Origin of the sequence: Sphingobacterium cellulitidis (assembly GCF_043187465.1) — a bacterium.
GTDB classification, from domain to species: domain Bacteria; phylum Bacteroidota; class Bacteroidia; order Sphingobacteriales; family Sphingobacteriaceae; genus Sphingobacterium; species Sphingobacterium cellulitidis.
In genome coordinates, this window is sequence record NZ_CP171136.1 from 805,705 (window position 1) to 828,547 (window position 22,843).

A 22,843-nucleotide genomic window follows, 5' to 3' on the forward strand; every position below is an offset into this window, starting at 1 on the left:
AATTTAAAAATTAACGTATGTCAGTTTTCAAAGTAGCTTCAAGATATGCAAAGTCATTAATTGACTTATCGCAAGAGCAACAAAGCCTGGATGCGGTTAAAGCAGACATTGAAGGTGTTATTGCGATAATCAAATCCAACACGGAATTGCAGGCAGTTTTAAATAATCCGATTATCAAAACGGATAAGAAACTAGCTATCTTGAAGGCTTTATTTCAAGATAAAGTAAAACCAGAGATATTGGAATTCTTCAATATCATGGTGAGAAAAGGTCGTGCAGAGATAGTTTATGCTACAGCCTTGGAGTTTATTCGTGAATATAATGAGGTAAAAGGTATTGTTCATGCAGAAGTTATTTCGGCAAGTCCATTATCAGAAACCAACCTTCAAGCCTTAAAGCAAGAGATTTCATCACAAATCAATGCTGAGGTTATTTTAGCCAATAAAGTAGATAAATCCTTAATCGGAGGCTTTATTGTTAAAGTTGGAGACAGGCAGATTGATGCCAGTATTCAAGGAAAACTTAATAAGTTAGAAAGACATTTCGAAGTTCAAGGAGTTTAATCCTGTATTCGAGAGAAAGATATAATAGAATCAAAAACCCCTTATACGAATTACAACAATGATAGAGGTAAGACCAGATGAAGTTTCGGCAATTCTAAGAGAGCAATTGTCAGGCTTTAAGTCAGCAGCCGAGTTAGAAGAAGTGGGTACCGTATTGCAAGTAGGTGACGGTATTGCACGTATTTACGGCTTAACAAAAGTTCAATCAGGAGAGTTGGTTGAGTTTGCGAATGGACTACAAGGTATTGTGATGAACTTAGAAGAAGACAACGTAGGTGTTGTACTTTTAGGTGCATCGGATGAAATTAAAGAAGGTGATACTATCAAACGTACCAACCGTATCGCATCTATTAAAGTAGGTGAAGGTATGTTAGGTCGTGTGGTAAATACATTAGGTCAGCCTATCGATGGTAAAGGCCCAATTACTGGAGAGACTTTCGAGATGCCAATTGAGCGTAAAGCTCCTGGGGTTATCTACCGTCAACCAGTAACTGAACCATTACAGACTGGTATTAAAGCGATCGATGCCATGATTCCAATCGGACGTGGACAACGTGAGCTTGTAATCGGTGACCGTCAAACAGGTAAAACAGCTGTTTGTATCGATACGATTTTAAATCAAAAAGAATTTTATGATGCTGGTCAACCAGTATTCTGTATATATGTAGCTGTTGGTCAGAAAAACTCAACTGTTGCGAACATCGTTCGTACGTTGGAGGAAAAAGGTGCTATGCCTTACACAGTTATTGTTTCTGCATCTGCTGCAGATCCTGCACCTATGCAGTTCTACGCGCCAATGGCGGGTGCTGCTATCGGTGAGTACTTCCGTGATACAGGTCGTCCGGCATTGATCGTTTATGATGACTTGTCAAAACAAGCGGTTGCTTACCGTGAGGTGTCTTTATTATTGAAACGTCCTCCAGGCCGTGAAGCATACCCAGGAGACGTATTCTACCTTCACTCTCGTTTATTAGAGCGTGCTGCGAAAATCAATAGCTCTGATGAGATTGCTCGTAACATGAATGACTTACCTGAATCTTTGAAAGATAAAGTTAAAGGTGGTGGTTCATTAACAGCACTTCCAATCATTGAAACTCAAGCGGGTGACGTATCTGCATATATCCCTACCAACGTAATTTCAATTACTGACGGTCAGATCTTCTTGGAATCAAACTTGTTTAACGCAGGTATCCGTCCAGCGATCAACGTAGGTATCTCTGTATCACGTGTAGGTGGTAACGCGCAGATTAAATCAATGAAGAAAGTTGCTGGTACTTTGAAATTAGATCAAGCACAATACCGTGAGCTAGAAGCTTTCGCGAAATTTGGTTCTGATTTAGATGCTGCTACCAAAGCAGTATTGGACAAAGGTATCCGTAACGTGGAAATCTTGAAACAAGGTCAATATTCACCAGTTTCAGTTGAGAAACAAGTTGCTATTATTTACGCAGGTACAAAAGGCTTATTACGTAATGTTCCTGTAAACAAGGTGAGAGAGTTCGAAGAAGAATTCTTGACCCAATTAGAGCAACGTCATCCAGAAGTATTGTCAGCGCTTAAAGCTGGTAAATTCTCTGATGAATTAACTGATGTATTAGAAAAAGTAGCTAAAGAATTAGCTTCAAAATATTAAAAGGATTTGAGGTTGGAGAAATGAGATTTGAGAAAGTAGAAAGTATTTTCTAGGTTTCAAATCTCAGTTCTCAGATCTCATGTCTAAATTTGACATATGGCAAACTTAAAAGAAGTTAGAAATCGTATTACCTCCGTTACCTCTACGCAACAGATTACCAAAGCGATGAAAATGGTATCTGCAGCGAAGTTGAAGCGTGCAACCAATGCTATCATTCAATTGCGTCCTTATGCGACAAAATTGAGGGAGATTTTGGCTCAGGTTTCAGCCTCAGTAGAAGGTAATAACTCGCCTTTCACCCAAGATCGTATTCCTACCAAGGTATTGATCATTGTGGTAACCTCGAACAGAGGTTTAGCGGGAGCTTTCAATGCTAATGCCATTAAAACTGCCAATAATTTAATTGCATCAAAATATGCTGATCAATTCGCAAGAGGAGATGTAAGCATCATCGCAATCGGAAAAAGAGGCCAGGATTTCTTCAGTAAGCGTGATTTCAAAGTTATTGGTAATAACAATGATTTATTCAATAACTTGGATTTTGAAAACGTTTCAAAAATCACAGAATATGTGATGGAACAGTTTAAAGAAGGAAACATTGACCGTGTTGAAGTAGTTTACAACCAATTCCGTAATGCAGCGGTTCAAATCTTGACTTCAGAGCAAATTTTACCTCTTTTGCCTGAAAATAAAGAAGAAGATTCAGTTGCCGAATTGGACTACATCATCGAGCCTTCCAAAGAGAAAATCATTGAGGAGCTTATCCCGAAAGCAATTAAGATTCAGTTATACAAAGCTGTACTAGACTCACATGCCTCAGAGCACGGAGCCCGTATGACAGCAATGGATAAAGCAACAGAAAACGCAGGCGATTTGCTACGCCAATTGAAATTGTCGTACAACCAAGCGCGTCAAGCAGCAATTACAACCGAATTAACGGAAATCGTTTCTGGTGCTGCAGCCCTTTCAAATGGGTAATCAATAAAAATATTAATTTGTATAAGGAAAGCCGTTATTGTAAAATAACGGCTTTTTTGTTTGATGAAATAAAGGAGAGTATATGAAACGGCGGTTCAATTCGTTTTAAAAATCCGATATACAATCCGCTATGAATTTTCAAACCCCGTAGGGGTGACATGTTTGTAGCAACACGATTATAACACAACCCAGCCCCAGAGGGGCGGCATGTTTGTCTAAGAAATCGCTTAAAATATATTCCGCATCGAAGATGCGGAAAGACAATTTTCCAATTTTCCATCAAAAAATAAAGGGCGTATGCGATGCGCCCCTACCAATATTTGATAAAATAGATTCCGCATCATCGATGCGGAATGACAATCACATAATTAAATTAGGTCGTGGTAAAAAATTGTTCTTCGGCATCGCCGAAGAACAATTTTTTACCACGACCCAACCACAATTTTTCTGTCATTCTGAGCGAAGCGAAGAATCTATTTCAAATTTATCTCTAACCCTACAATTTATCTCAGATATCCGACAGCGGAGATGAGAACCCCAGAGGGGTTCAATATTAGTCACGCGGTTATATAAATGAATAGCCCTCGCCCAATGCAATCGCTTTAGCGATTGCATTGGGCGAGGGCTTATTGGGATAAACACATCTTTCTACAAATATGTCACCCCGCTGGGGTTTCTTTCTACAAATATTAAACTCCTCTGGAGTTTCTTGTCGCATACTCCCATTTTCAAATACGGATATCAGCCTTGTATTTTCAAACCCCGTAGGGGTGACATATTTGTAGCAATAGGCATTTTCAAATACACAGCCCCATAGGGGTGACATATTTGTAGCAACCCGATTATAACACAACACAGCACCAGCGGGGCGACATATTTGTCAATAACCCGCCCCCCAACAAAATCCAATTATTAAAAACTAATCCTCGGGATTCCTGTTTTTTATATTAAGAGGATTCGAGTTAATATACTAACAATATTATCATAATATTAAGCCCGGTTGGGTTTGTATTTCTGACTATTATCGTAATTTTGTCAAAATATTAGTTTTCTATTTGCCCTGTGGGGTAAATTTTTAATTTTGTGGTCTTAATAGCTATCTATCGCGCAATTGTAGGGTTAAATCATTAACCTTTGGTGAGAATGAAATTATAGTAAGAAATGGCAAAGAAGTTATATGTATCAAATTCGACGGAATCTTCGCGGATGTTCAAGAATGATTTTCTTGAATCTCTAACGAAGGTTCATTATAGTGTTCCAATCATTTTTTGGATACCTGTAAAGATTTATTTTATTTGGAGAGCCTTGGTACCGGGAGAGTTGTCCGTAGGGACCGTGGTCATGTATTACATCTTTGGATTACTTTTTTGGACGCTTGCGGAATATGTTCTTCACCGTTGGGTTTTTCATTATGAACCGTCCTCGAAATTTGGGAAGCGCATTCACTTTATTTTTCATGGGGTTCACCATGATTTCCCTAAAGATCGCTTGAGACTGGTGATGCCCTTGTCGGCGAGCATTCCCATGGCAGCAATTATCTATTTTATTTTTAGCTTTTTCTTTTCACCTTATACTTTGGCGGCCTTTTTCTCAGGTTTCCTGCTTGGGTATTTGATTTATGATGAATGCCACTATGCCATGCATCATGCTAATTTTAAATCGGGATTATTCAAAAGAATCAAGGATCACCATATGCTACATCATTATTCAGAACCAGAAAAAGGTTTTGGGGTAAGTTCAGCAATCTGGGATGTGATTTTTGGATCAGGCTTCTCAAAAAAGAAAAGTGCAAGTACCGAAAAGAAAAAGGTGAATGAATTAAAAAATGTACGAGAACAACAATTAAATTAAAAACTATATGCAAAAGGGCTCAGAATTTCTGAGCCCTTTTAATTTATCTTAAAATTCGCGCGGTTAATGAATGATTACCAGCGTATCAATGCAGATCCCCAAGTAAATCCAGCACCAAATGCTGCCAGACAAACGAGGTCACCATCTTTAATTTTTCCGGCTTCCCAAGCTTCGCAAAGTGCAATCGGCACCGATGCGGCAGTTGTGTTACCGTATTTCTGGATGTTGTTGAATACTTTGTCATCCGTTAATCCCAGGGTCTTCTGTACGAATTGAGAAATCCGTAAGTTAGCCTGATGCGGAATTAGCATGTCGATATCCGTGGTCTTCAATTTATTTTGAGCAAGCGCCTCGCCAATGACTTCCGGGAATTTAACGACAGCCTTTTTGAATACGGCTTGTCCATCCATATAAGGGAATGCTGAACCATCGTCCAACATTTCTTTGGTCATTAGCATTTCACCCAGCTCTACATCTGGCCACTTAGGCATAGCATCGCCTAGGTAATAACCTGCAGAAGCACCAGGATAATACATAGCTAATTTCTCAGCTTCGGCACCATCAGAGTGAAGGTGTGTACTTAAGATGCCTTTTCCTTCTTCTGTGCTCGGTTGTAAAACCACTGCGCCAGCACCATCCCCAAAGATGACAGAAACTGCACGCCCTCGCGTTGAAAAGTCAAGTGCGAAGGAATGTTTTTCAGAACCGACAACCAGGATGTTTTTGTACATACCTGTTTTAATAAATTGGTCGGCGATAGAAAGAGCATAGATAAATCCTGAACATTGGTTTCTAACATCTAGGGCACCAATTTCTTTCATCCCCATTTCACGTTGTAACAGAACGCCACAACCTGGGAAATAATAATCTGGAGATAGGGTTGCAAAGATGATAAAGTCAATTTCTTCAGCAGTGGTATTTGCTCTTTCAATAGCGATCTTAGAAGCCTCAACCGCCATGCTTGTGGTTGTTTCCCCAATTCTGTTGGCATATCGACGCTCCTTAATACCTGTACGTTCCTGAATCCACTCATCACTGGTTTCCATGAATCGTGTCAGGTCATTATTGGTATATACGTTCTTGGGAACATAATATCCCAAGCCCGCGATTTTTGATTGAAACATAGGTCTAACTTTAATAAACAATTCAGCTAAAATACTGATTTATTTGAAAAATAAGCTATTTTTGCTCTATGAGCGTTGAAGTTGAACAAGAAACATTTACCCTTGAAGAAATCCTGGCGGTGACCAAAGATTCAAACAAGTTAATTTTGTGGAACGATGATTTCAATACCTTTGAACACGTCATCCATTGCCTGATGCATTACCTTCAATACTCGGAAACAGAAGCCTCCAGAATTGCATGGACCGTTCATACCAAAGGGAAATGTACCATTCTCGAAGGTTCATTTACCGAAGTTGAGGTCTATCGCAAAATCCTTAAAACTGAAGGGCTGACGGTTTCTGTAGAATAATTCTCCCCCTCGTAATAATGCAGTTACGTGCATTTAACTTTCTTAATTAATGCGCAACTTTGTGGCTTAAATCACAAGAAAGTTCTAAGATGCTACTTAAAAAAACCTTCAGCAGTTTATTTTTATTAATTCCTATTATTTTATTTGCCCAGAAAGTCGATATTCAAGGTCGTATTTTGGAACAGGACAGCTCCGCAGCCATTGGTGCTAGTGTGAGTTTATTGTCAACAGTAAATAACGCCTATATTCGCGGTCAACAAACCAGTTCCAATGGTACTTTTTCTATATCTGATGTAGATCCAGGGACCTATAATCTTCAGGTTACCTATATTGGATTTAAGACCTATACCCGGAATAATTTTGTGGTATCTGCGGGCAATAATATTAATCTTGGTTCCATTGTATTGGCCGAAGAGGGGGAGAAGATTTCAGAAGTTGTCGTTCAAGGCCAAGTTCCGGACTTGCAAATTGGGATCGATAAGAAAGTCTTCGATGTTTCCCAGAGCATGGTCAGTGTGGGTGGTTCTGCCCAGGATTTATTGGGGAATGTTCCAACGCTGCAATTGGAATCCGATGGTAGCGTCAGCTTAAGAGGTTCGACCAACGTCCGTTTTCTAGTGGATGGAAAAGAATCCGCAATGGCAGGTTCAGATATCAATTCCTTCCTACAATCCTTACCTGCGGATGCGATTGCAAAAGTGGAGATCATCACCAATCCATCAGCCAAGTATGACGCTGAAGGTCAATCAGGAATTATCAATATTATATTAAAGAAAAATGCTCGTTTAGGCTTAAATGGTTCGGTGAATGCATCGGGAGGATCGTATGAGAATGCCAATGCCGGAGTTACCTTGAATTATAGAGATGGGAAGGTGAATTATTTTGGTAACTACAACTTCAGCAGAAGAAATAGCTTGGGAAGTGGATTTTCTGATAATATTGATTATATCAATGGTAGCATTACGGATAAGAGTCCAAGAACGCAAAGTCTTGAAGAAAGTAACCGATTAGGGTATAACCATACGGTTCGATTGGGTACTGACTATTATATGAATGATAAGACGACTTTAAGTTTGACGACAAATTTAAGTTTAAGAGATAATGAGCGTGGGAATGATATTAACTACAATTACTGGAATGTTCCGGGATTGGGAAATAGCAGTTTTCGTAATTCCTTACAAAATGAAGATGATTTAGGGATTGATGCACAAGCTGATTTCAAGCGTACACTAAAGCGCGAAGGTGAAGAATTGACGGCGAATGTTTCCTTTGGATATGATACAGAAGATGGGGTGAATGATTTTCATCAAACCTTTGCCAATGGGAATGCGGATTTAAAGCGAGTTAACAATACTTCTGAAACTGGCAAGAACTGGAATATGCAATTGGATTATGTGTTGCCATTTGGTGAGAACCATAAATTTGAAGCTGGATATCGCAGTATTCTTAGGTATTCCGATGAGAGTCAATACTCGGAGGAATTAGATTCCCTTACTCAACAGTTTCTTCCAGATTATCGGATTACCAATGATTTTGATATGAGCAGTACAGTTCATGCTTTATATGCGAATTATCAAAGACAGCTAACGGAAAAGTTAGGTGTACAATTGGGATTGAGGGCTGAGCAGGCGAATTTAAATACAAACATCTATTCACATGATTTAGATAACCCGTCAGTTATTAAAAAAGACCAGGGGAAACTGGATTACTTCAGATTGTATCCAAGTGTATTCTTGAGTTACTCGGTAGGTCAAGGCAAGGGTGATAAGGTTCAATTAAGTTATTCAAGAAGGGTTCAACGTCCAAGAGGATGGCAAGTGAATCCGTTTATAGATGTTTCGGATGTTCAGAATTATCGTCAGGGTAATCCTAATCTACTTCCTGAAGATATTCATGCAACAGAATTGAGCTTTTCAAAATTCTATGATAAATGGAATTTTATATCCTCAGTATTTTATCGTCGTGTGAATGATCAGACACAACCTGTAATTTATGATGAGAATTTGATTTCAGACATTGTGGGTGATCGTACGAATGTAACCTATATGAAATGGGAAAATGCTTCCGACCTGGATGCGATGGGTTTTGAATTGATCACAAAGGTGAACTTGACCAAATGGTGGGATGTGACTGCTAATGCGAATTTATCGCATATGACTTTTCATCCAAAAGCAGGTTTAGGTTTAGTTGGTAGAGAATCTTTCAATTGGAACGGTAATTTAACGACCAATTTCAAATTTACACCAACCTTCTCGGCACAGGTACGTGGCGACTATAGAAGTGGGATGAAAACCATGCAAGGAGAGATGAAGCCTATGCGTGGAGTAGATGTAGCCATTAAAAAAGACGTGTTAAAGAATAAGGGTAGCTTAATGTTAAATGTTAGAGATGCATTTAACACGCGTAAATTTGAGATGCATAATTACCTGCCAAACAGAGATATGCAGTTTTCACACCGTTGGATGAAACGTATGATTACCTTATCCTTTACCTATAGATTTGGCTTGCAGAATTTTGGTAGAAAAGACAGAGAACAGCAAGGTCCAGATATGGATGATATGGGTGGGCAACAATTTTAATACTTGATTTTACGATAAGAATAATTAAATTAGACTTTTACTTAATCAACTTTATACTATGAAAAGAAACTTTATGTATGTATTAATGGGCGCGATTGGATTGACCGTTGCTTCTTGTGCTACAAAGAATTCAACAGCGTCAAAGGGAGCGGATGTTCCTGCCTATGAAGTACTGAATCTGCCTAAAGTATCCCTAAAAGATTTTAAAAAGAACTCCTCAGGAGCATACGTTTTATTTGATGGATCTTCACTAAATGGCTGGAGAGGCTATGGTAAGGACCATGTTCCTAGCAAATGGGCAATTGATAACGGAACCTTGAAATTTTCTAAAGCGCCTGCAGGTGTTCAAAACCCGGAAGGTGGCGATTTGATCTTCGCTCATGATTTCAAGAATTTTGAATTGGAATTTGAGTGGAAGATTTCAAAAGCTGGAAATTCAGGAACATTCTTCTTAGCGAAGGAAATCAAAGATCAACCGATCTATATTTCAAGTCCAGAATTTCAATTATTGGACAATGAGAACCACCCTGATGCGAAAGCAGGGGTTGATGGAAACCGTAAATCATCATCTTTATATGACATGATTCCGGCAAAACCTCAAAATGCATTCCCAGCAGGAGAGTGGAATAGAGCTAAAATTGTGGTAAACAAAGGTAAAGTGACTCATTACCAAAACGATGAAAAAGTTGTTGAGTATGAGTTGTGGACTCCAGAATGGACCCAATTATTGGAAGCAAGTAAATTCAGCAAGGAAAAATGGCCTTTGGCATTTGAATTATTGAATAATGTTGGTGGTAAGACAAAATCAGGTGTGATTGGATTCCAAGATCACGGTGATGATGTTTGGTTAAGAAATATCACTGTAAAAGAATTATAATGTTTATTCTCAATAAATATTGGAAAGAGAGCCTTTTGAGCTCTCTTTTTTGTATCCTTTCGATCTTAGGGTATAGTCAAGAAACCAAATGGCACGATGTTTTGGAAGCGAAAGCATTGGAAGGACGGGTCAAGGCTGTTGAGACAGCGGATGGTTATGCCCGCTTACCCTTAAATTTAAAAGGGGAGGTGCGAGAGCCCGTTTGGAATCTCGGACAGGATGGAGCCGGTGTATATCTTGAATTTAAAACTTCTGCGAAGTCATTTGTAGTAAGATATCAAGTATCCAAGGGTTTGAATATGCCCCATATGCCAACAACTGGAGTGAGTGGCTTGGATCTATATACCAAAGCTTCAGATTCGAAGTCCTGGGAATGGATTTATGGAAAATATAATTTCAAAGATACCATCTCCTACACCTATGAGGATTATGGTCAACACCCGAATAATATCTATCGATTGTATCTTCCACTCTATAATGCGGTAAAGTGGATGGAAATTGGCGTTTCAGCAAATGAAAAGTTGGAATTTCATCATGCTGACCTCAAACCCATCATTGTTTATGGAACTTCCATTGCGCAAGGAGCTTGTGCCTCTAGACCAGGTTTGGGTTGGACGAATTGGTTAGGTCGAGACTTTGATCAGGAAGTCATCAACTTGGCATTCAGTGGTAATGGACGGTTGGAACAACCAATTCTGGATTTAATCAAGCAAGAGGATGCTGCTGTTTTTATTTTGGATTGTATTCCTAATCTATCAGTTTCTGGAGAAGACGGAGAACGAAAATTGACTGGGTTGATTGACAATGCTGTATCAACGATTCGTGCGGTCCATCCTAAAACGCCAATCGTCATTGCTGCACATAGTTCAAGTGAGGTTCCAGCCGTTTTAAACTTGAAAAGCAATGCAGATTATCAAAGTCGATCCAGAGTGGCTGAGAAAGCCGTAAAAGCTCTGCAAAAAAATGGAGATAAAAATCTTTATTGGCTATCGGAGAAAGAAATAGGATTGGATAATAATTCTACGGTTGACTATGCACATCCGAATGATTATGGGATGGAAAAAATAGCGAAAGCCTATAGTAAGCTTTTGAAAAGAATTATGAAGTAAAAAAATATAGCAGCTTTTTTCTTAGAAAAGCTGCTGTAATTCTTTAAGATCTTTGATCATGTGATTGACATCATCGGGTTTCTCCAACTCGAATGGATTAAAGAAGATCGCTTCAAGACCCGCGTTTTGAGCACCTCTGACATCCGCGTCCAGGTTATCCCCAATCATCACAGCTTCAGTTTTATTAGCCTTTCCGTTGTTTAGGGCATGTTGAAAAATTCGGATATCCGGTTTATTGATACCGACGATTTCAGAGATCACAATCGTTTCAAAATAAGGAGCAAGATTACTGTGCTCCAATTTTTTTTCGCAGGCCTCCTTAAATCCATTTGAAATCAGATGTAAGGTATATTTATCCTTAAGATAAGTTAAGGTTTCATGTGCATTCGGAAAAAGGTTTTTCTTCGTTGGACAGATTTCAAGGTACTCTTCTTCAAATGCCAGCGGGAAAAGTTCGGGGTCTACGCCCAATTGACTAAATGTATCTGCGAACCTAAGTTTCCTTAGGGTCGGCTTATCAATTTTCCCATGGTGATACAGATTCCAAAGTCTATGGTTGTTTTCTGTATACGTGGCGATAAACTGATTGGAAGTTGGGGAATTGAACAAATCGTCAAAGGAATACCTGTAATAAAGTTCATGTAATGTTTCTTCAGCATTTCTATCGAAATCCCAAATGGTATGGTCTAAATCGAAAAATAGATGTTTTTTATCATTGAACATGTGCAAATATACGGGCTAATGCTTGCTGTATCAACCGGGAATCTAAGTTTACTGTCATAAAGTTGGGCTAACTTTCTAATAAGGCCGTATTTGAGTACATTTGCGCAGTAATCAACAGATATGAAGAAAGCTTTATTTCTATTTTATTTTCTTGTCTTTTATGCGATTACCCAATTGTTATGGTGGGGCTTTATTTTGGTAAAGTTTGAACCAGACCGCAAGGGGATGATTATTGGTGAAGGACTGATATTCCTATTGATTTTTATTTGGGGTGCTTTAAAGCTTAAGAAATATGTAAAAAGAGAACATGAGATCAGTCAACAGCAACAAAATTTTCTTTTGGCAATCACTCATGAATTGAAATCTCCTTTAGCTTCGGTAAAGCTTTATATTCAGACTATCTTAAAAAGAGATTTAGATCGGGAACAGCAAAAGGTTTTCTTGTCCAATTCATTGAAGGATATTGAACGTCTGGATGATTTAGTGGAGAATATTTTATTGACCACAAAACTAGAGAATAGGGCCTATCAGCTTCCAAAGGAGGCTTTTAATGTTACTGAATTAGTTGAGCAGATTGTTGATCGACTACAGAAGAATGCCTGCAAATCCCAAGTCATTAAATTTGATTTGGAGGAGAATATTGAGTTAAAGGCAGATAAGTTTGCCATCAGCAATGTTATTACGAATCTGATAGAGAATGCGGTTAAGTATTCACCACCTTGTGCTACGGTTTATGTGAAGTTGAAAAAACAGGGAAATAACCTTTTATTTTCGGTAACGGACCATGGTGAAGGAATACCGGATGATGAAAAAAAACTTATCTTTAATAAGTTTTATCGCGTAGGAAGTGAATCGACCCGTAAAACTAAAGGAACTGGTTTGGGTTTATATATTGTTAAGACAGTATTACAAAAACACAATGCTACTATCCGCGTAAAGGATAATACGCCTACAGGTAGCATCTTTGAAGTTATTTTTGAAAATTATGCAAACTAAACAACGAATACTATTAGTTGAAGATGAAGAGCATCTGTTAGAAGCTATCAAGTTAAATTTAGAACTTGAGGGATACCGTGTTACTACGGCTACAGATGGAAAGAAAGCATTAAAAATATTTAAGGAGGAGCGTTTCAATTTAATTATTTTGGACGTTATGATTCCTGAGATTGATGGCTTCCAGGTAGCAGAAACCATTAGGCTTCAGAATTCTGAAGTTCCTATTATGTTTTTGACTGCCAAGAACAGTTCTGAAGATCGTATTACCGGATTGAAAAAAGGTGCCGATGATTATTTGGTAAAACCATTCAATTTGGAAGAATTGATTCTACGCGTGAGCAATCTAATCCGCCGTGGTATGAAAGGGGAAGACTTGAAAGAGTTGAATTCTTATACCATTGGTGATAAAACAATTTATTTTAACTCCTTTGAACTACATCATGCAGATGGTAGCATCACTTCCTTGACGAAGAAAGAGACGATGTTGCTAAAACTGTTGATTGAACGTAGAAATGAGGCTGTTTCCCGTGAGCAAATCTTAGAGACGGTTTGGAATTATGATGTTTATCCTTCAACACGGACCATTGATAATTTTATCCTGACTTTTAGAAAATATTTTGAACCTGATCAAAAACATCCAATTTATTTCCATTCCATTCGTGGTGTTGGATATAAGTTTACAGACAACTCGAACTAAATAGATGACCAATCAAGCTCGAAAAATAGTGATCGCAATTGCGATTGCTTTTCTATTGTATGCCATTTATGCCAAGCATTATAATATTGCGGTTTACATCTTTGGAGGGATTACCTACTTAGTATGGAGCTATTTAAAAGAAGGCAATGTTTATTTGGCGACACAAGCTTTTCACAAACAAGATTACGAGAAGACCAAAAGGTTGCTGGCGGATATCAAGAATCCGGATAAGCTTCGAAAAGGGAGAAGGAATTTTTATGAGTTTATGATGGGCAATATTGCGTTGAAGGAAGAGCGGATTGAGGAGGCTGAGTATCATTTTCAGTTAGCATCGCGATTACCATGGCGCAAGGACAATGAGAAGGGGATGGTGTTGATTAATTTGGCGAATATCAATTTAAGGAAACATGATTACGAGCGTGTTCAGGCTTATTTAGATTTAGCTGGTAAATTAAGACTAACTGCGAGACAGCAGTCAATAATAGAGAAAATACAAAACGAAGTAAATAAGAATAAGTAGTGGACAAAAATTTGAAGAACGATCTATTGATTCGCGCTGCGTTATCGCAGCCTACGGAACGACCTCCAGTATGGATGATGCGTCAAGCAGGAAGATTTATGAAGGAATATTGGGAAATCAAGAACAAATATTCTTTCTTGGAGATGTGCAAAACTCCTGAGATTGCCGCAGATGTTACCATGCTGCCAATAGACCTATTAGGTGTTGATGCAGCTATTTTATTTTCGGATATCTTGGTTACGGCCGAGGCTATGGGGGGAGACCTATCCTTTGAACAAGGTGTTGGTCCGCGATTCTCCAATCCGATAAGAACTGTTCAAGATGCCGAGAATCTATCGGTGGATTGTTTGGATAAACTACAATATGTAGGCGATGCCATTAAGGTTATCCAAGGACGTTTGGACGGAAAAGTGCCATTGATTGGTTTCGCAGGAGCACCATTTACCATTTTAAGTTATTTGGTAGAAGGTGGATCATCCAAGGATTTTAAATTGACAAAAACCTTGTTGAACAATCAACCGGAATTGGCGCATTCCATCTTGCAAAAAATTGCTGATGTAACGGTGAACTACATGAACATGCAGATTGAAGCCGGAGTAAATGCACTACAATTGTTCGATAGCTGGGCATTGGCTTTATCATGGAATGATTACCATGAGTTCTCCCATAAATACAATAAATACATTATTTCTAGATTGAATAGAAAAGATGTTCCTGTCATTTCTTTCTGTAAAGGTAGTTCGGTATTTGCACCAGTTATGGCTGAAGCGCAACCTGATGTTGTATCAGTAGATTGGAATGCAGATTTATTGAATATCAAAAAGTCTTTACCAAGCAATATGGCTGTTCAAGGAAATCTTGACCCATTTGTACTTTATGCAGACAAACCTGTGATCAAGAAAAAGATCTTAGATCTGTTTGAACGTATGCGTGGTGAGAATGGATTTATCTTTAATCTAGGTCACGGTATCATGCCTGATATTCCTTTTGACAACGTGAAATATGCTGTTGAAACCATTAAGGAATTCAGATACTAAGCATTTAAAATATTAACGAAAGGAGCTGTCACTAAGTGTCAGCTCCTTTCGTTTAAACAGTGAATTCATTACTTGCTCATGTCAGTAATTGCTGATTTAATTTTTATTTTTGAGAATTAATTGAAATTATGGTCTATCTATACGCGAAAGCAATACATATCATTTTTGTAATCTGTTGGATGGCTGGGTTATTCTATATGCCTAGGTTGTTTATCTATCACACCGAGGCCAAGAAAAAATCAGCCGTTGAGTATCAGGTATTGCATAAGCAATTTGTGATTATGGAGAATAGGCTATGGTGGGTTATTACGACTCCTTCCATGTATATAGCAGTAATTTCAGCCCTAGTGATGCTTCATCTCAATCCGGGATTATTATCTGCGGGTTGGATGCAGGTGAAATTAGGTTTTGTGGCCGCATTAATTGCATATCATTTTATTTCTCAAAAGATTATGTATCGATTGAGAGATGAAGTTTCCAGCTGGACCTCCACGCAGTTGAGAATGTGGAATGAGGTATCTACAATTATATTGTTTGCTATTGTCTTTTTGGTAATTCTAAAGTCAACCATAGGTTGGGTATTTGGAGTTCTCGGAATTTTTGGATTAGGAATTTTACTCATGATACTTGTCAAACTTTACAAAAAGTACCGTAAAAGTAAGGGTGAACAAGTTGATTAATATTTATGTTATGAAGAGATTACTTTGGATTGTAGGAGTTATTATGCTGCCGTTACTTTCAACAGCTCAGGAACATGATTGGGCATTTGGTTTATATAGTGATTTGAAACTGGACGATCCATCCTATGATGCCAGCTTTGGGGTTCAGGGGAAGTATGATTTTACCAATAGGCAGTCTATACAGGCACAATTTCACGGTCGTGGAGATTTATTAGCAGTTGGAGCTGATTATTTGGTCAGTATCCTGAACAAGGAGAAATCCAATTTCAATGTATTTTTAGGCGCAGGTCTAGGACATGAATTTTTCACTTATGATTATTCTGTAGATGGCGATAATGAGGAGCCTATGCGTAGAAAAGAGAACTTTACCAAGGTTAATGGACAGGTAGGAATCAGTTATTACTTTCCAACGGTAGATTTATCCCTTTATACGGGTTATAAAGTAAAATATCAGTTCAAGGATGAGGTAACTGAACCCAATTATATCATGTTGGGATTACGATATCATATTTGGTAATGTTTTGGAGGTTAATTCCCTCCAAAACAAATGTATTTTACTTCGATATATTCATCCAATCCGTACTTAGATCCCTCTCGACCTAATCCAGATTGTTTAACTCCACCAAATGGGGCAGAAGCATTAGAGATCAATCCAGTATTCACACCGACCATTCCAGCTTCAAGTTGTTCTGCAACACGGAAACATTGATTTACATCTTGGCTAAAGAAGTATGCTGCCAATCCAAATGGCGTATCGTTTGCTAATTTAATAGCTTCCTCTTCCGTCTTGAATTTGAATAAAGCACAGACAGGTCCGAATGTTTCTTCAGAGGCTATCAAACTGTGATTAGGCATATTCGATAATACAGTAGGTTCGTAGAACAAGCCTTTGATTCTTTTACCACCCGTTTCAATTTTTGCCCCTTTATCCAAAGCATCCTGAACATGTTCCTCCACTTTTTCTAGACCTTCAGCATTGATCAATGGACCTACTTGGGAGGTTTTCTTTAATCCATCTCCAACCTGCAACGCTTTTACCGCTGCGCTTAGTTTTTTAGTGAATTCAGCATAAACATCTTCCTGAACATAGAATCGGTTGATGGATACACAAGTCTGACCGGTATTTCTAAATTTACCTGCAACAGCACCTTCTACAGCTTTATCAATATCAGCATTATTAAAGACCAGGAATGGTGCATTACCACCAAGTTCAAGTGATATTTTTTTAATGGTAGATGCTGCTTGTTCCATTAAGGTTTGTCCAACCGAGGTTGAACCTGTAAAAGATATTTTGCGGATTTTATCATTGGTTGCGAGTTCTTTACCAATTCCACGGCTATCTTTCGAAGTGATAACATTCAGGACACCTTTAGGTACCCCAGCCTGATCTGCTAATTTTGCCAATGCAATTGCTGAGAATGGCGTTTGAGATGCAGGTTTCAATACCACGGTACAGCCGGCTGCTAGAGCAGGACCTACCTTACGGGTAATCATAGCCAATGGGAAATTCCAAGGCGTAATAGCAGCAACCACTCCAACAGATTGTTTGATGGTTTGCATTCTGGCATTTCCAGCTAGAGAAGGAATAGTTTCTCCGTAAGCACGTTTTGCTTCTTCGGCAAACCAGTCAATAAAAGAGTTTGCATAGTCCACCTCAGTGAGTGATTCCCGGATTGGTTTGCCACTTTCCAGAGTCATGATCTCTGCCAATTCCTGCTTATGCTCATTGATTAAATTATATAAGTTTCTTAGAATTCTAGAACGCTCACCAACAGGTGTATTTTTCCAAGAATCCCAAGCTTTATGGGCACTATCAATAAATTTCTTGCAATCTTTAACTGTTAAGTCAGGCAGGTTGCCCACTGGTTTTAAAGTTGAAGGATTAATGACTTCAAATGTTTTATCAGATTGGATGAAAGAACCGTTAAAATAAGCCTTTTGAATTAATAAGGGATTTTTCATAGTGATTTTATTATTCCAACAATCAGGAAGGCCGATAGTTTATCGGTGCTGTTGGATGTTATTAAAAAAAATGGAGGTCCCAAGACCTCCACTTTGTATTTTTAGAGATTGCTTAGGGTATGACCCATTTTATCTCTTTTAGTTTTCAAGTATTCTTCATTGTACTTGTTAGGTACAATTTCGATAGGCACATTGTCTACTATTTCTAAGCCATAGCCGATTAATCCAGCACGTTTTGTTGGATTATTAGACATAAGACGCATTTTCGTTACACCCATATAGCGAAGGATTTGTGCTCCCACACCATAGTCGCGTAAATCAGGTTTGAAACCTAATTGAAGATTTGCATCCACGGTATCAATTCCAGTTTCCTGAAGTTTATAAGCGTGTAGTTTATTCACTAGGCCGATTCCTCTGCCTTCTTGATTCATATAAACAACTATACCTTTACCTTCTTTTTGGATCATCTCCATTGCTTTATGCAATTGAGGTCCACAGTCACAACGGCAAGATCCAAAGATATCACCTGTAACACATGAGCTATGTACTCTGACCAATACAGGTTCATCTTCCGCCCATTCACCTTTATATAAAGCCAAGTGTTGTTCGCCGGTATTTTTTTGGGTAAATGCTTTCATTTTGAAATCACCCCATTCGGTTGGCATATCTACACTTACTTCTTCCTTAATTAAAGTATCGTGTTTTAAGCGATATTCAATCAAATCTTCGATAGAGACGATTTTAAGGTCGAATCGTTCAGCCACTTTGATTAAATCAGGAAGACGAGCCATTTCGCCATCATCTTTCAGGATTTCTACCAATACTCCAGCAGGTTCAAAGCCCGCTAAACGCGCTAAATCCACTGAAGCTTCAGTATGTCCAGTTCTACGCAAAACCCCACCATCTTTGGCGATTAAAGGGAAGATGTGACCAGGACGACCTAATTCTTCAGGCTTAATATTAGGGTCAATTAATGCTTTGATTGTTTTCGAGCGGTCAGAGGCTGAAATACCAGTAGTACAACCATAGCCTTGCAAGTCAACAGAAACAGTGAAGTTCGTTTCATACACTGCGGTATTGTTGTTCACCATTAAACCAAGGTTTAATTCTCTACAGCGCTCTTCAGTCAATGGAGCACATACCAATCCTCTACCATGGGTAGCCATAAAATTAATGATTTCTGGAGTGGCATTACGGGCTGCGGTTACAAAGTCCCCTTCGTTCTCACGGTCTTCATCATCTACTACAATGATAACCTTTCCAGCTTTTATGTCTTCGATTGCTTCTTCAATCGTATTTAATTGAATTTTCATTTGTTTTAAATATTAGTGCAAAGGTAGGGCTTAATAACCATTATTTTATAAGCAAGTTGTCATAAAAACTATCCTCAAGACTCATATTTGGCAAGGATCTCCAATTTGAATTCTTTGAAAGAATAATATTTTGAGTTTACCAAGGAGCACCTATCCGATATGATTTGATGTTTTATTATAATAATTGATTTGTTTGTTATGATAGATGTTTATACAATCATTTTTTAAAAATAAACTATTCCGCACAATACTCAAAATTTAGGTTTTATTTGATTCCTGTACTCACTGGGTTTAATATGATAATATTCAGTATACACTTTGGAGAAGTGATGCGCATATTTAAAACCAGTTAGGAAAGCAATTTCTTTGATTTCGAGGTTTGAATTTGTCAATAATTCATGTGCTTTGCGGAGTTTATTTCTACGAATATAACCGAAGACAGTATCGCCAAATAAGTCCTTAAAAGCATTCTTGAGTTTGAATTCATTGATGGCGAATTTCTTGGTCAAGATTTTAAAGGTCAATTCCTGATGGAAATTTTCATCCAAGAAATTCTTGACTTCAAGGATTTGATCGATATCCTTCTGGTTCCATTTAGGATGATTGATACTATTCGTTGCACCTGAGAATACCGTGATCATTAATTCCATTGCTTTGATCCGAATAAACTGCTTGGCAAATTCCGCTTGGTATTGATGATTTAATAATTCATGAATCAGTTGCATTTGCTTCGGATTAATGATGATTGCTTTTTTGCAGAAGGTATAATTCTGTAAAAGGAAATGCTCTTTAAGTTGAAGGTCAGAAAATCCTTGGGTTCTTAATAATTTGAAAAGTTCATTAGGCTCGATGTAAATATCCAGGACTTTTCGAGGACAGTTATAAGTTAGGAAACCATCCGTATGTTCAATCTTGATAAATTGATAATGGTTGGAGGGGATAATAATAAAATCCTGTTGTAGGCTTTCAAAATGTGAATAGCCTTCAATTTCAAACTGGACCTTGATGAGTTGTGAATTATGTTTTACTCTTAATTTGAAAGGTTTTAACAGGTTCCATTCTTGATAACTGACCGAAATGGAATCGTCATTATATTTCATTAAGCGGCCTTCCAGAAATTCATTCTTTACCAATTTTAGATCAAAACCATTGGTTACATGGTTGTTATCCGCCTCGGTTAACAAATCATTTAATTCTTCTTTTCCATATAATTCATGGAGCGTTACTGTTTTGATATTATCCCTTATTTGTTGTTGAATTTCCACGCTATGTTATCGATGCATGGTCAAATGTAATACTTTTGCACCATTATTTTTAATTAATCTAAATAAGTTTATATATGGTATTTAAGTTAACAGACCATTATATTAAAATCACACTGACTATTTTAATATTATTTTCATTACCAGCATTACTATTAGCACAACAGACCGGAACGATTGAAGGAGAGGTGTTTACCATCGATGGGAAGCCATTTTCTTATGCATCCATCCGATTGAGAGACACAAAATTTAATACTTCGGTAAATGAGCAAGGAGAATACAAATTAACTGCGCCAAAAGGTGATTATATCCTAGAGGTCAGCTATGCGAATTATACCGTTTCAACAGTTGCAGTTAAGGTTCAAGCAGGAGAAGCTACAAAATTAGATCGAATCACGGTTCAATCAAAGTCAACACAGTTACGTGAAATCATTGTATCGGATATACAACGGAATAAATTTGCGAGGAAAGAAACGCAGGATATTGCTCGGATGCCCTTGGCGAATCTAGAGAATCCGCAGGCCTATAGCGTCATTACAAAAGACTTGATGATGGAAACATCGGCTACGGATTATATTACGGCAATGGCACAAGTACCAGGGGCGGTCATTGCGAATGGCGTGAATGATAGTGGGCATGGTGTTTTAATGCGTGGATTCTCCAATACTAATCAGGGAGGTTCCAATATGGTGCGGAATGGTATGCCTGTTGAATCGAGAGCGGTTTCAGAAATCTTTAACCTCGAAAAAGTTGAAGTGATAAAGGGTCCATCTGCCACCTTGTTTGGAGCTCAATCTTCTTCCTATGGTGGTATCATTAATAATGTGACCAAAAAACCTTTTGAATCCTTACGTGGTGAGGTAAGTTATACGACGGGTAGTTTTGGAATGAACCGGATAACAGCTGATGTGAATACTCCATTGAATTCAGACAGGACGGCATTGGGTCGATTCAATGTTTTGGGGATGACCAATAATGGTTTTCAGAATGAAGGGAAGACCACAGCTATGGGATTCGCAACAAGCTTATTGTTCAAGGCCAATGGTAAAACAACGGTTCGATTGGATGCCGATGTGTATAATACAACCAAACCCTTGGTTGCCTTTTTAAGAAACACGAATAAGCTTTCCTATTCCAATATGAAAGAATATGGAATGCCATATGATAGGTCATTTACGTCTGATGATATTGCCACCAATCGGACAAACGTGAATATTGGGGCTGAGATTGAGTATCAGATCTCTCAGAATTGGTCTTCAAGGACTTCCTTCCTTTACAATAACACAGGAGATAAGGGTTCCATATTTATGGTTCCCATGATTGTGGATGATAATCGGGTAGAACGCCGCTATCGAATTTTTGATGATTACAGTATGAATTTTACTGCCGTTCAGCAGAATTTCAATGGTTCTTATAATATAGGTTCGCTTAGTAATAAAGTCTTGATTGGTGCTGATGCAACATTCTTCAAAGACAAGAATTTATATATGGTGCCTTACTTTGCGATTTATGATACGGTGAGTGTTAAGGATCAATATTGGAAGCCCTTGACCAAAGCAGAGGTCGATGCTTCAAGGCCAAAGCGTAGTTATGGCGATGGCTTGGATGAAAGCAATTATCGGGTGATCAGTGGTTATATTTCCAATGTGACTAATATTTCAGATCGCTTATTTGTGATGTTAAGTGCTCGCGTAAATGCGTTTCGTCAGAACGATTTGACATCCTATAATCCAGGGCAGCCACAGGTTATCAATGAACAAGGGAAAGTTGAGCAAAAAGCTACGGAGCCTTTCTTTGAAGTAGAAGAAGGGTATTCACAAGTGAATGTATCCCCGAAGTTCGGCATTGTATTTCAGCCGATAAAAGATAAGGTTTCGGTGTTTGCAAACTATATGAATAGTTTTTCAAATATTGGTGCCTCCCAAGGATTGTCCAATCCGAGTGATCCAGAATCAGATCCTATATTAAAACAATGGAAACCCGAACAAGCCAACCAGATTGAAGTTGGTTCCAAATTGGAATTGTTCAATGGTCTTCTAAATGCTTCCGTGAGTTATTACAACATTACAGTTAAAGATAAGTTAAGGTCGATTATTCCAGGAGTGAGTGTTCAAGACGGAGAACTGACCAGTAAAGGAGTAGAGGTAGATATTATTGCGAGTCCGGTTCGAGGCTGGAATATTATTGCTGGCTATGGCTATAATGATAGCAAGTATGTGATTGCTGCAGAGAATCAAGTTGGCAAGCGAGATGCATGGAGCCCGAAGCATGTGGCGAATTTCTGGACCTCCTATAAGTTTTTAGACAATGGGGTCAAAGGACTAGGATTCGGTGCAGGACTGAACTATGTAGGCGATGTCTTGATGAATATGCAAGATGACTTTTATGTGCCAGAGTATACAGTCATTAATGCTACTACATTTTATGATCAACCGAAATATCGGGTTGGGTTGAAATTCAACAATATCGCTAATATAAAATACTGGGATGTATATGGGAAACCACAACGACCATTTGAGTTTTTAGCAAGTCTTTCTTTCAAATTCTAATTTGATTTTTCTAATGCTAAGCTACTGCAGGATTTATTCT

General features: G+C 38.3%; 20 protein-coding genes. 15 read left to right on the forward strand and 5 right to left on the reverse strand.

Features of this window, described 5'->3' with window-relative positions; genetic code table 11:
- The first annotated feature begins 17 nt into the window (after window positions 1–17).
- The 4 genes from atpH (at window position 18) to ACF3OC_RS03485 (ending at window position 5,025) form a co-directional block, all read left to right on the forward strand.
- Window positions 18–563 carry an ATP synthase F1 subunit delta gene (atpH, locus tag ACF3OC_RS03470; protein WP_094255321.1) on the forward strand — a complete coding sequence of 182 codons (546 nt, stop codon included), beginning with the start codon at window positions 18–20 and terminating at the stop codon, window positions 561–563.
- 58 nt (window positions 564–621) lie between these two features.
- A complete protein-coding gene (gene atpA, locus ACF3OC_RS03475) occupies window positions 622–2,196 on the forward strand; it encodes a F0F1 ATP synthase subunit alpha (RefSeq protein ID WP_094255320.1) in 1,575 nt (524 codons plus the stop codon).
- Window positions 2,197–2,292: 96 nt separating this feature from the next.
- A complete protein-coding gene (gene atpG / locus ACF3OC_RS03480; protein WP_094255319.1) occupies window positions 2,293–3,174 on the forward strand; it encodes an ATP synthase F1 subunit gamma in 882 nt (293 codons plus the stop codon).
- A gap of 1,161 nt (window positions 3,175–4,335) precedes the next feature.
- On the forward strand, window positions 4,336–5,025 hold the full coding sequence (locus tag ACF3OC_RS03485) for a sterol desaturase family protein (protein ID WP_256962485.1): 690 nt from the start codon (window positions 4,336–4,338) through the stop codon (window positions 5,023–5,025).
- 74 nt (window positions 5,026–5,099) lie between these two features.
- Here ACF3OC_RS03485 and ACF3OC_RS03490 read toward each other — a convergent pair whose 3' ends face one another.
- Window positions 5,100–6,149, reverse strand: coding sequence for a 3-oxoacyl-ACP synthase III family protein (locus ACF3OC_RS03490; protein ID WP_094280128.1), 1,050 nt, complete (start codon window positions 6,147–6,149; stop codon window positions 5,100–5,102).
- A gap of 68 nt (window positions 6,150–6,217) precedes the next feature.
- Here ACF3OC_RS03490 and ACF3OC_RS03495 point away from each other — a divergent pair, with 68 nt between their 5' ends.
- The 4 genes from ACF3OC_RS03495 to ACF3OC_RS03510 all read left to right on the forward strand — a co-directional run bounded on the left by ACF3OC_RS03495 (window position 6,218) and on the right by ACF3OC_RS03510 (window position 11,064).
- Window positions 6,218–6,499, forward strand: coding sequence for an ATP-dependent Clp protease adaptor ClpS (locus ACF3OC_RS03495; RefSeq protein ID WP_094255315.1), 282 nt, complete (start codon window positions 6,218–6,220; stop codon window positions 6,497–6,499).
- Between the two features lie 89 nt (window positions 6,500–6,588).
- Window positions 6,589–9,078 carry a TonB-dependent receptor gene (locus ACF3OC_RS03500; protein ID WP_094280127.1) on the forward strand — a complete coding sequence of 830 codons (2,490 nt, stop codon included), beginning with the start codon at window positions 6,589–6,591 and terminating at the stop codon, window positions 9,076–9,078.
- Between the two features lie 58 nt (window positions 9,079–9,136).
- Entirely contained in the window at window positions 9,137–9,955 is an 819-nt protein-coding gene (locus ACF3OC_RS03505; RefSeq protein ID WP_094280126.1) for a DUF1080 domain-containing protein, read from the forward strand.
- Entirely contained in the window at window positions 9,955–11,064 is a 1,110-nt protein-coding gene (locus ACF3OC_RS03510; protein WP_094280125.1) for an SGNH/GDSL hydrolase family protein, read from the forward strand. Before ACF3OC_RS03505 ends, ACF3OC_RS03510 begins: the two co-directional genes overlap by 1 nt.
- 21 nt (window positions 11,065–11,085) lie before the next feature.
- On the opposite strand, the gene ACF3OC_RS03515 is transcribed toward ACF3OC_RS03510, so the two are convergent.
- A complete protein-coding gene (locus ACF3OC_RS03515) occupies window positions 11,086–11,787 on the reverse strand; it encodes a YjjG family noncanonical pyrimidine nucleotidase (RefSeq protein WP_094255311.1) in 702 nt (233 codons plus the stop codon).
- A 120-nt stretch (window positions 11,788–11,907) separates the two neighbouring features.
- On the opposite strand from ACF3OC_RS03515, the gene ACF3OC_RS03520 reads away from it, so the two are divergent.
- The 6 genes from ACF3OC_RS03520 to ACF3OC_RS03545 all read left to right on the forward strand — a co-directional run bounded on the left by ACF3OC_RS03520 (window position 11,908) and on the right by ACF3OC_RS03545 (window position 16,234).
- Entirely contained in the window at window positions 11,908–12,783 is an 876-nt protein-coding gene (locus tag ACF3OC_RS03520) for a sensor histidine kinase KdpD (protein WP_094255310.1), read from the forward strand.
- Entirely contained in the window at window positions 12,773–13,480 is a 708-nt protein-coding gene (locus ACF3OC_RS03525; RefSeq protein ID WP_094255309.1) for a response regulator transcription factor, read from the forward strand. Before ACF3OC_RS03520 ends, ACF3OC_RS03525 begins: the two co-directional genes overlap by 11 nt.
- Window positions 13,481–13,484: 4 nt before the next feature.
- Complete coding sequence (locus ACF3OC_RS03530; RefSeq protein ID WP_094255308.1) at window positions 13,485–14,000, forward strand: hypothetical protein; 516 nt, start codon at window positions 13,485–13,487, stop codon at window positions 13,998–14,000.
- An 11-nt stretch (window positions 14,001–14,011) separates the two neighbouring features.
- Window positions 14,012–15,037: a uroporphyrinogen decarboxylase gene (gene hemE / locus ACF3OC_RS03535; protein ID WP_094255728.1), complete on the forward strand. Its 1,026-nt coding sequence runs from the start codon at window positions 14,012–14,014 to the stop codon at window positions 15,035–15,037.
- Between the two features lie 128 nt (window positions 15,038–15,165).
- Entirely contained in the window at window positions 15,166–15,717 is a 552-nt protein-coding gene (locus ACF3OC_RS03540; protein WP_094280124.1) for a CopD family protein, read from the forward strand.
- 10 nt (window positions 15,718–15,727) lie between these two features.
- Window positions 15,728–16,234 carry a hypothetical protein gene (locus tag ACF3OC_RS03545; RefSeq protein ID WP_094280123.1) on the forward strand — a complete coding sequence of 169 codons (507 nt, stop codon included), beginning with the start codon at window positions 15,728–15,730 and terminating at the stop codon, window positions 16,232–16,234.
- An 11-nt stretch (window positions 16,235–16,245) separates the two neighbouring features.
- Here the strand turns inward: ACF3OC_RS03545 and ACF3OC_RS03550 are convergent, their stop codons facing one another.
- From ACF3OC_RS03550 to ACF3OC_RS03560, 3 genes are all read right to left on the reverse strand, one after another.
- On the reverse strand, window positions 16,246–17,679 hold the full coding sequence (locus tag ACF3OC_RS03550; RefSeq protein ID WP_094280122.1) for an NAD-dependent succinate-semialdehyde dehydrogenase: 1,434 nt from the start codon (window positions 17,677–17,679) through the stop codon (window positions 16,246–16,248).
- 101 nt (window positions 17,680–17,780) lie between these two features.
- On the reverse strand, window positions 17,781–18,992 hold the full coding sequence (locus ACF3OC_RS03555; protein ID WP_094255304.1) for a bifunctional 3,4-dihydroxy-2-butanone-4-phosphate synthase/GTP cyclohydrolase II: 1,212 nt from the start codon (window positions 18,990–18,992) through the stop codon (window positions 17,781–17,783).
- A 251-nt stretch (window positions 18,993–19,243) separates the two neighbouring features.
- The gene (locus tag ACF3OC_RS03560) at window positions 19,244–20,257 is read right to left on the reverse strand and encodes an AraC family transcriptional regulator (RefSeq protein ID WP_094255303.1); all 1,014 of its coding nucleotides are present in this window, start codon (window positions 20,255–20,257) and stop codon (window positions 19,244–19,246) included.
- A 74-nt stretch (window positions 20,258–20,331) separates the two neighbouring features.
- On the opposite strand from ACF3OC_RS03560, the gene ACF3OC_RS03565 reads away from it, so the two are divergent.
- Window positions 20,332–22,803 carry a TonB-dependent siderophore receptor gene (locus ACF3OC_RS03565; RefSeq protein ID WP_094280121.1) on the forward strand — a complete coding sequence of 824 codons (2,472 nt, stop codon included), beginning with the start codon at window positions 20,332–20,334 and terminating at the stop codon, window positions 22,801–22,803.
- Window positions 22,804–22,843: the final 40 nt, after the last annotated feature.

What these genes read in the sequence shown, in the direction of transcription:
- atpH (WP_094255321.1), top strand. Translation starts at nt 18, where the DNA reads ATGTCAGTTTTCAAAGTAGCTTCAAGATATGCAAAGTCATTAATTGAC.
- atpA (WP_094255320.1), top strand. Translation starts at nt 622, where the DNA reads ATGATAGAGGTAAGACCAGATGAAGTTTCGGCAATTCTAAGAGAGCAA.
- atpG (WP_094255319.1), top strand. Translation starts at nt 2,293, where the DNA reads ATGGCAAACTTAAAAGAAGTTAGAAATCGTATTACCTCCGTTACCTCT.
- ACF3OC_RS03485 (WP_256962485.1), top strand. Translation starts at nt 4,336, where the DNA reads ATGGCAAAGAAGTTATATGTATCAAATTCGACGGAATCTTCGCGGATG.
- ACF3OC_RS03490 (WP_094280128.1), bottom strand. Translation starts at nt 6,149, where the DNA reads ATGTTTCAATCAAAAATCGCGGGCTTGGGATATTATGTTCCCAAGAAC.
- ACF3OC_RS03495 (WP_094255315.1), top strand. Translation starts at nt 6,218, where the DNA reads ATGAGCGTTGAAGTTGAACAAGAAACATTTACCCTTGAAGAAATCCTG.
- ACF3OC_RS03500 (WP_094280127.1), top strand. Translation starts at nt 6,589, where the DNA reads ATGCTACTTAAAAAAACCTTCAGCAGTTTATTTTTATTAATTCCTATT.
- ACF3OC_RS03505 (WP_094280126.1), top strand. Translation starts at nt 9,137, where the DNA reads ATGAAAAGAAACTTTATGTATGTATTAATGGGCGCGATTGGATTGACC.
- ACF3OC_RS03510 (WP_094280125.1), top strand. Translation starts at nt 9,955, where the DNA reads ATGTTTATTCTCAATAAATATTGGAAAGAGAGCCTTTTGAGCTCTCTT.
- ACF3OC_RS03515 (WP_094255311.1), bottom strand. Translation starts at nt 11,787, where the DNA reads ATGTTCAATGATAAAAAACATCTATTTTTCGATTTAGACCATACCATT.
- ACF3OC_RS03520 (WP_094255310.1), top strand. Translation starts at nt 11,908, where the DNA reads ATGAAGAAAGCTTTATTTCTATTTTATTTTCTTGTCTTTTATGCGATT.
- ACF3OC_RS03525 (WP_094255309.1), top strand. Translation starts at nt 12,773, where the DNA reads ATGCAAACTAAACAACGAATACTATTAGTTGAAGATGAAGAGCATCTG.
- ACF3OC_RS03530 (WP_094255308.1), top strand. Translation starts at nt 13,485, where the DNA reads ATGACCAATCAAGCTCGAAAAATAGTGATCGCAATTGCGATTGCTTTT.
- ACF3OC_RS03540 (WP_094280124.1), top strand. Translation starts at nt 15,166, where the DNA reads ATGGTCTATCTATACGCGAAAGCAATACATATCATTTTTGTAATCTGT.
- ACF3OC_RS03545 (WP_094280123.1), top strand. Translation starts at nt 15,728, where the DNA reads ATGAAGAGATTACTTTGGATTGTAGGAGTTATTATGCTGCCGTTACTT.
- ACF3OC_RS03550 (WP_094280122.1), bottom strand. Translation starts at nt 17,679, where the DNA reads ATGAAAAATCCCTTATTAATTCAAAAGGCTTATTTTAACGGTTCTTTC.
- ACF3OC_RS03555 (WP_094255304.1), bottom strand. Translation starts at nt 18,992, where the DNA reads ATGAAAATTCAATTAAATACGATTGAAGAAGCAATCGAAGACATAAAA.
- ACF3OC_RS03565 (WP_094280121.1), top strand. Translation starts at nt 20,332, where the DNA reads ATGGTATTTAAGTTAACAGACCATTATATTAAAATCACACTGACTATT.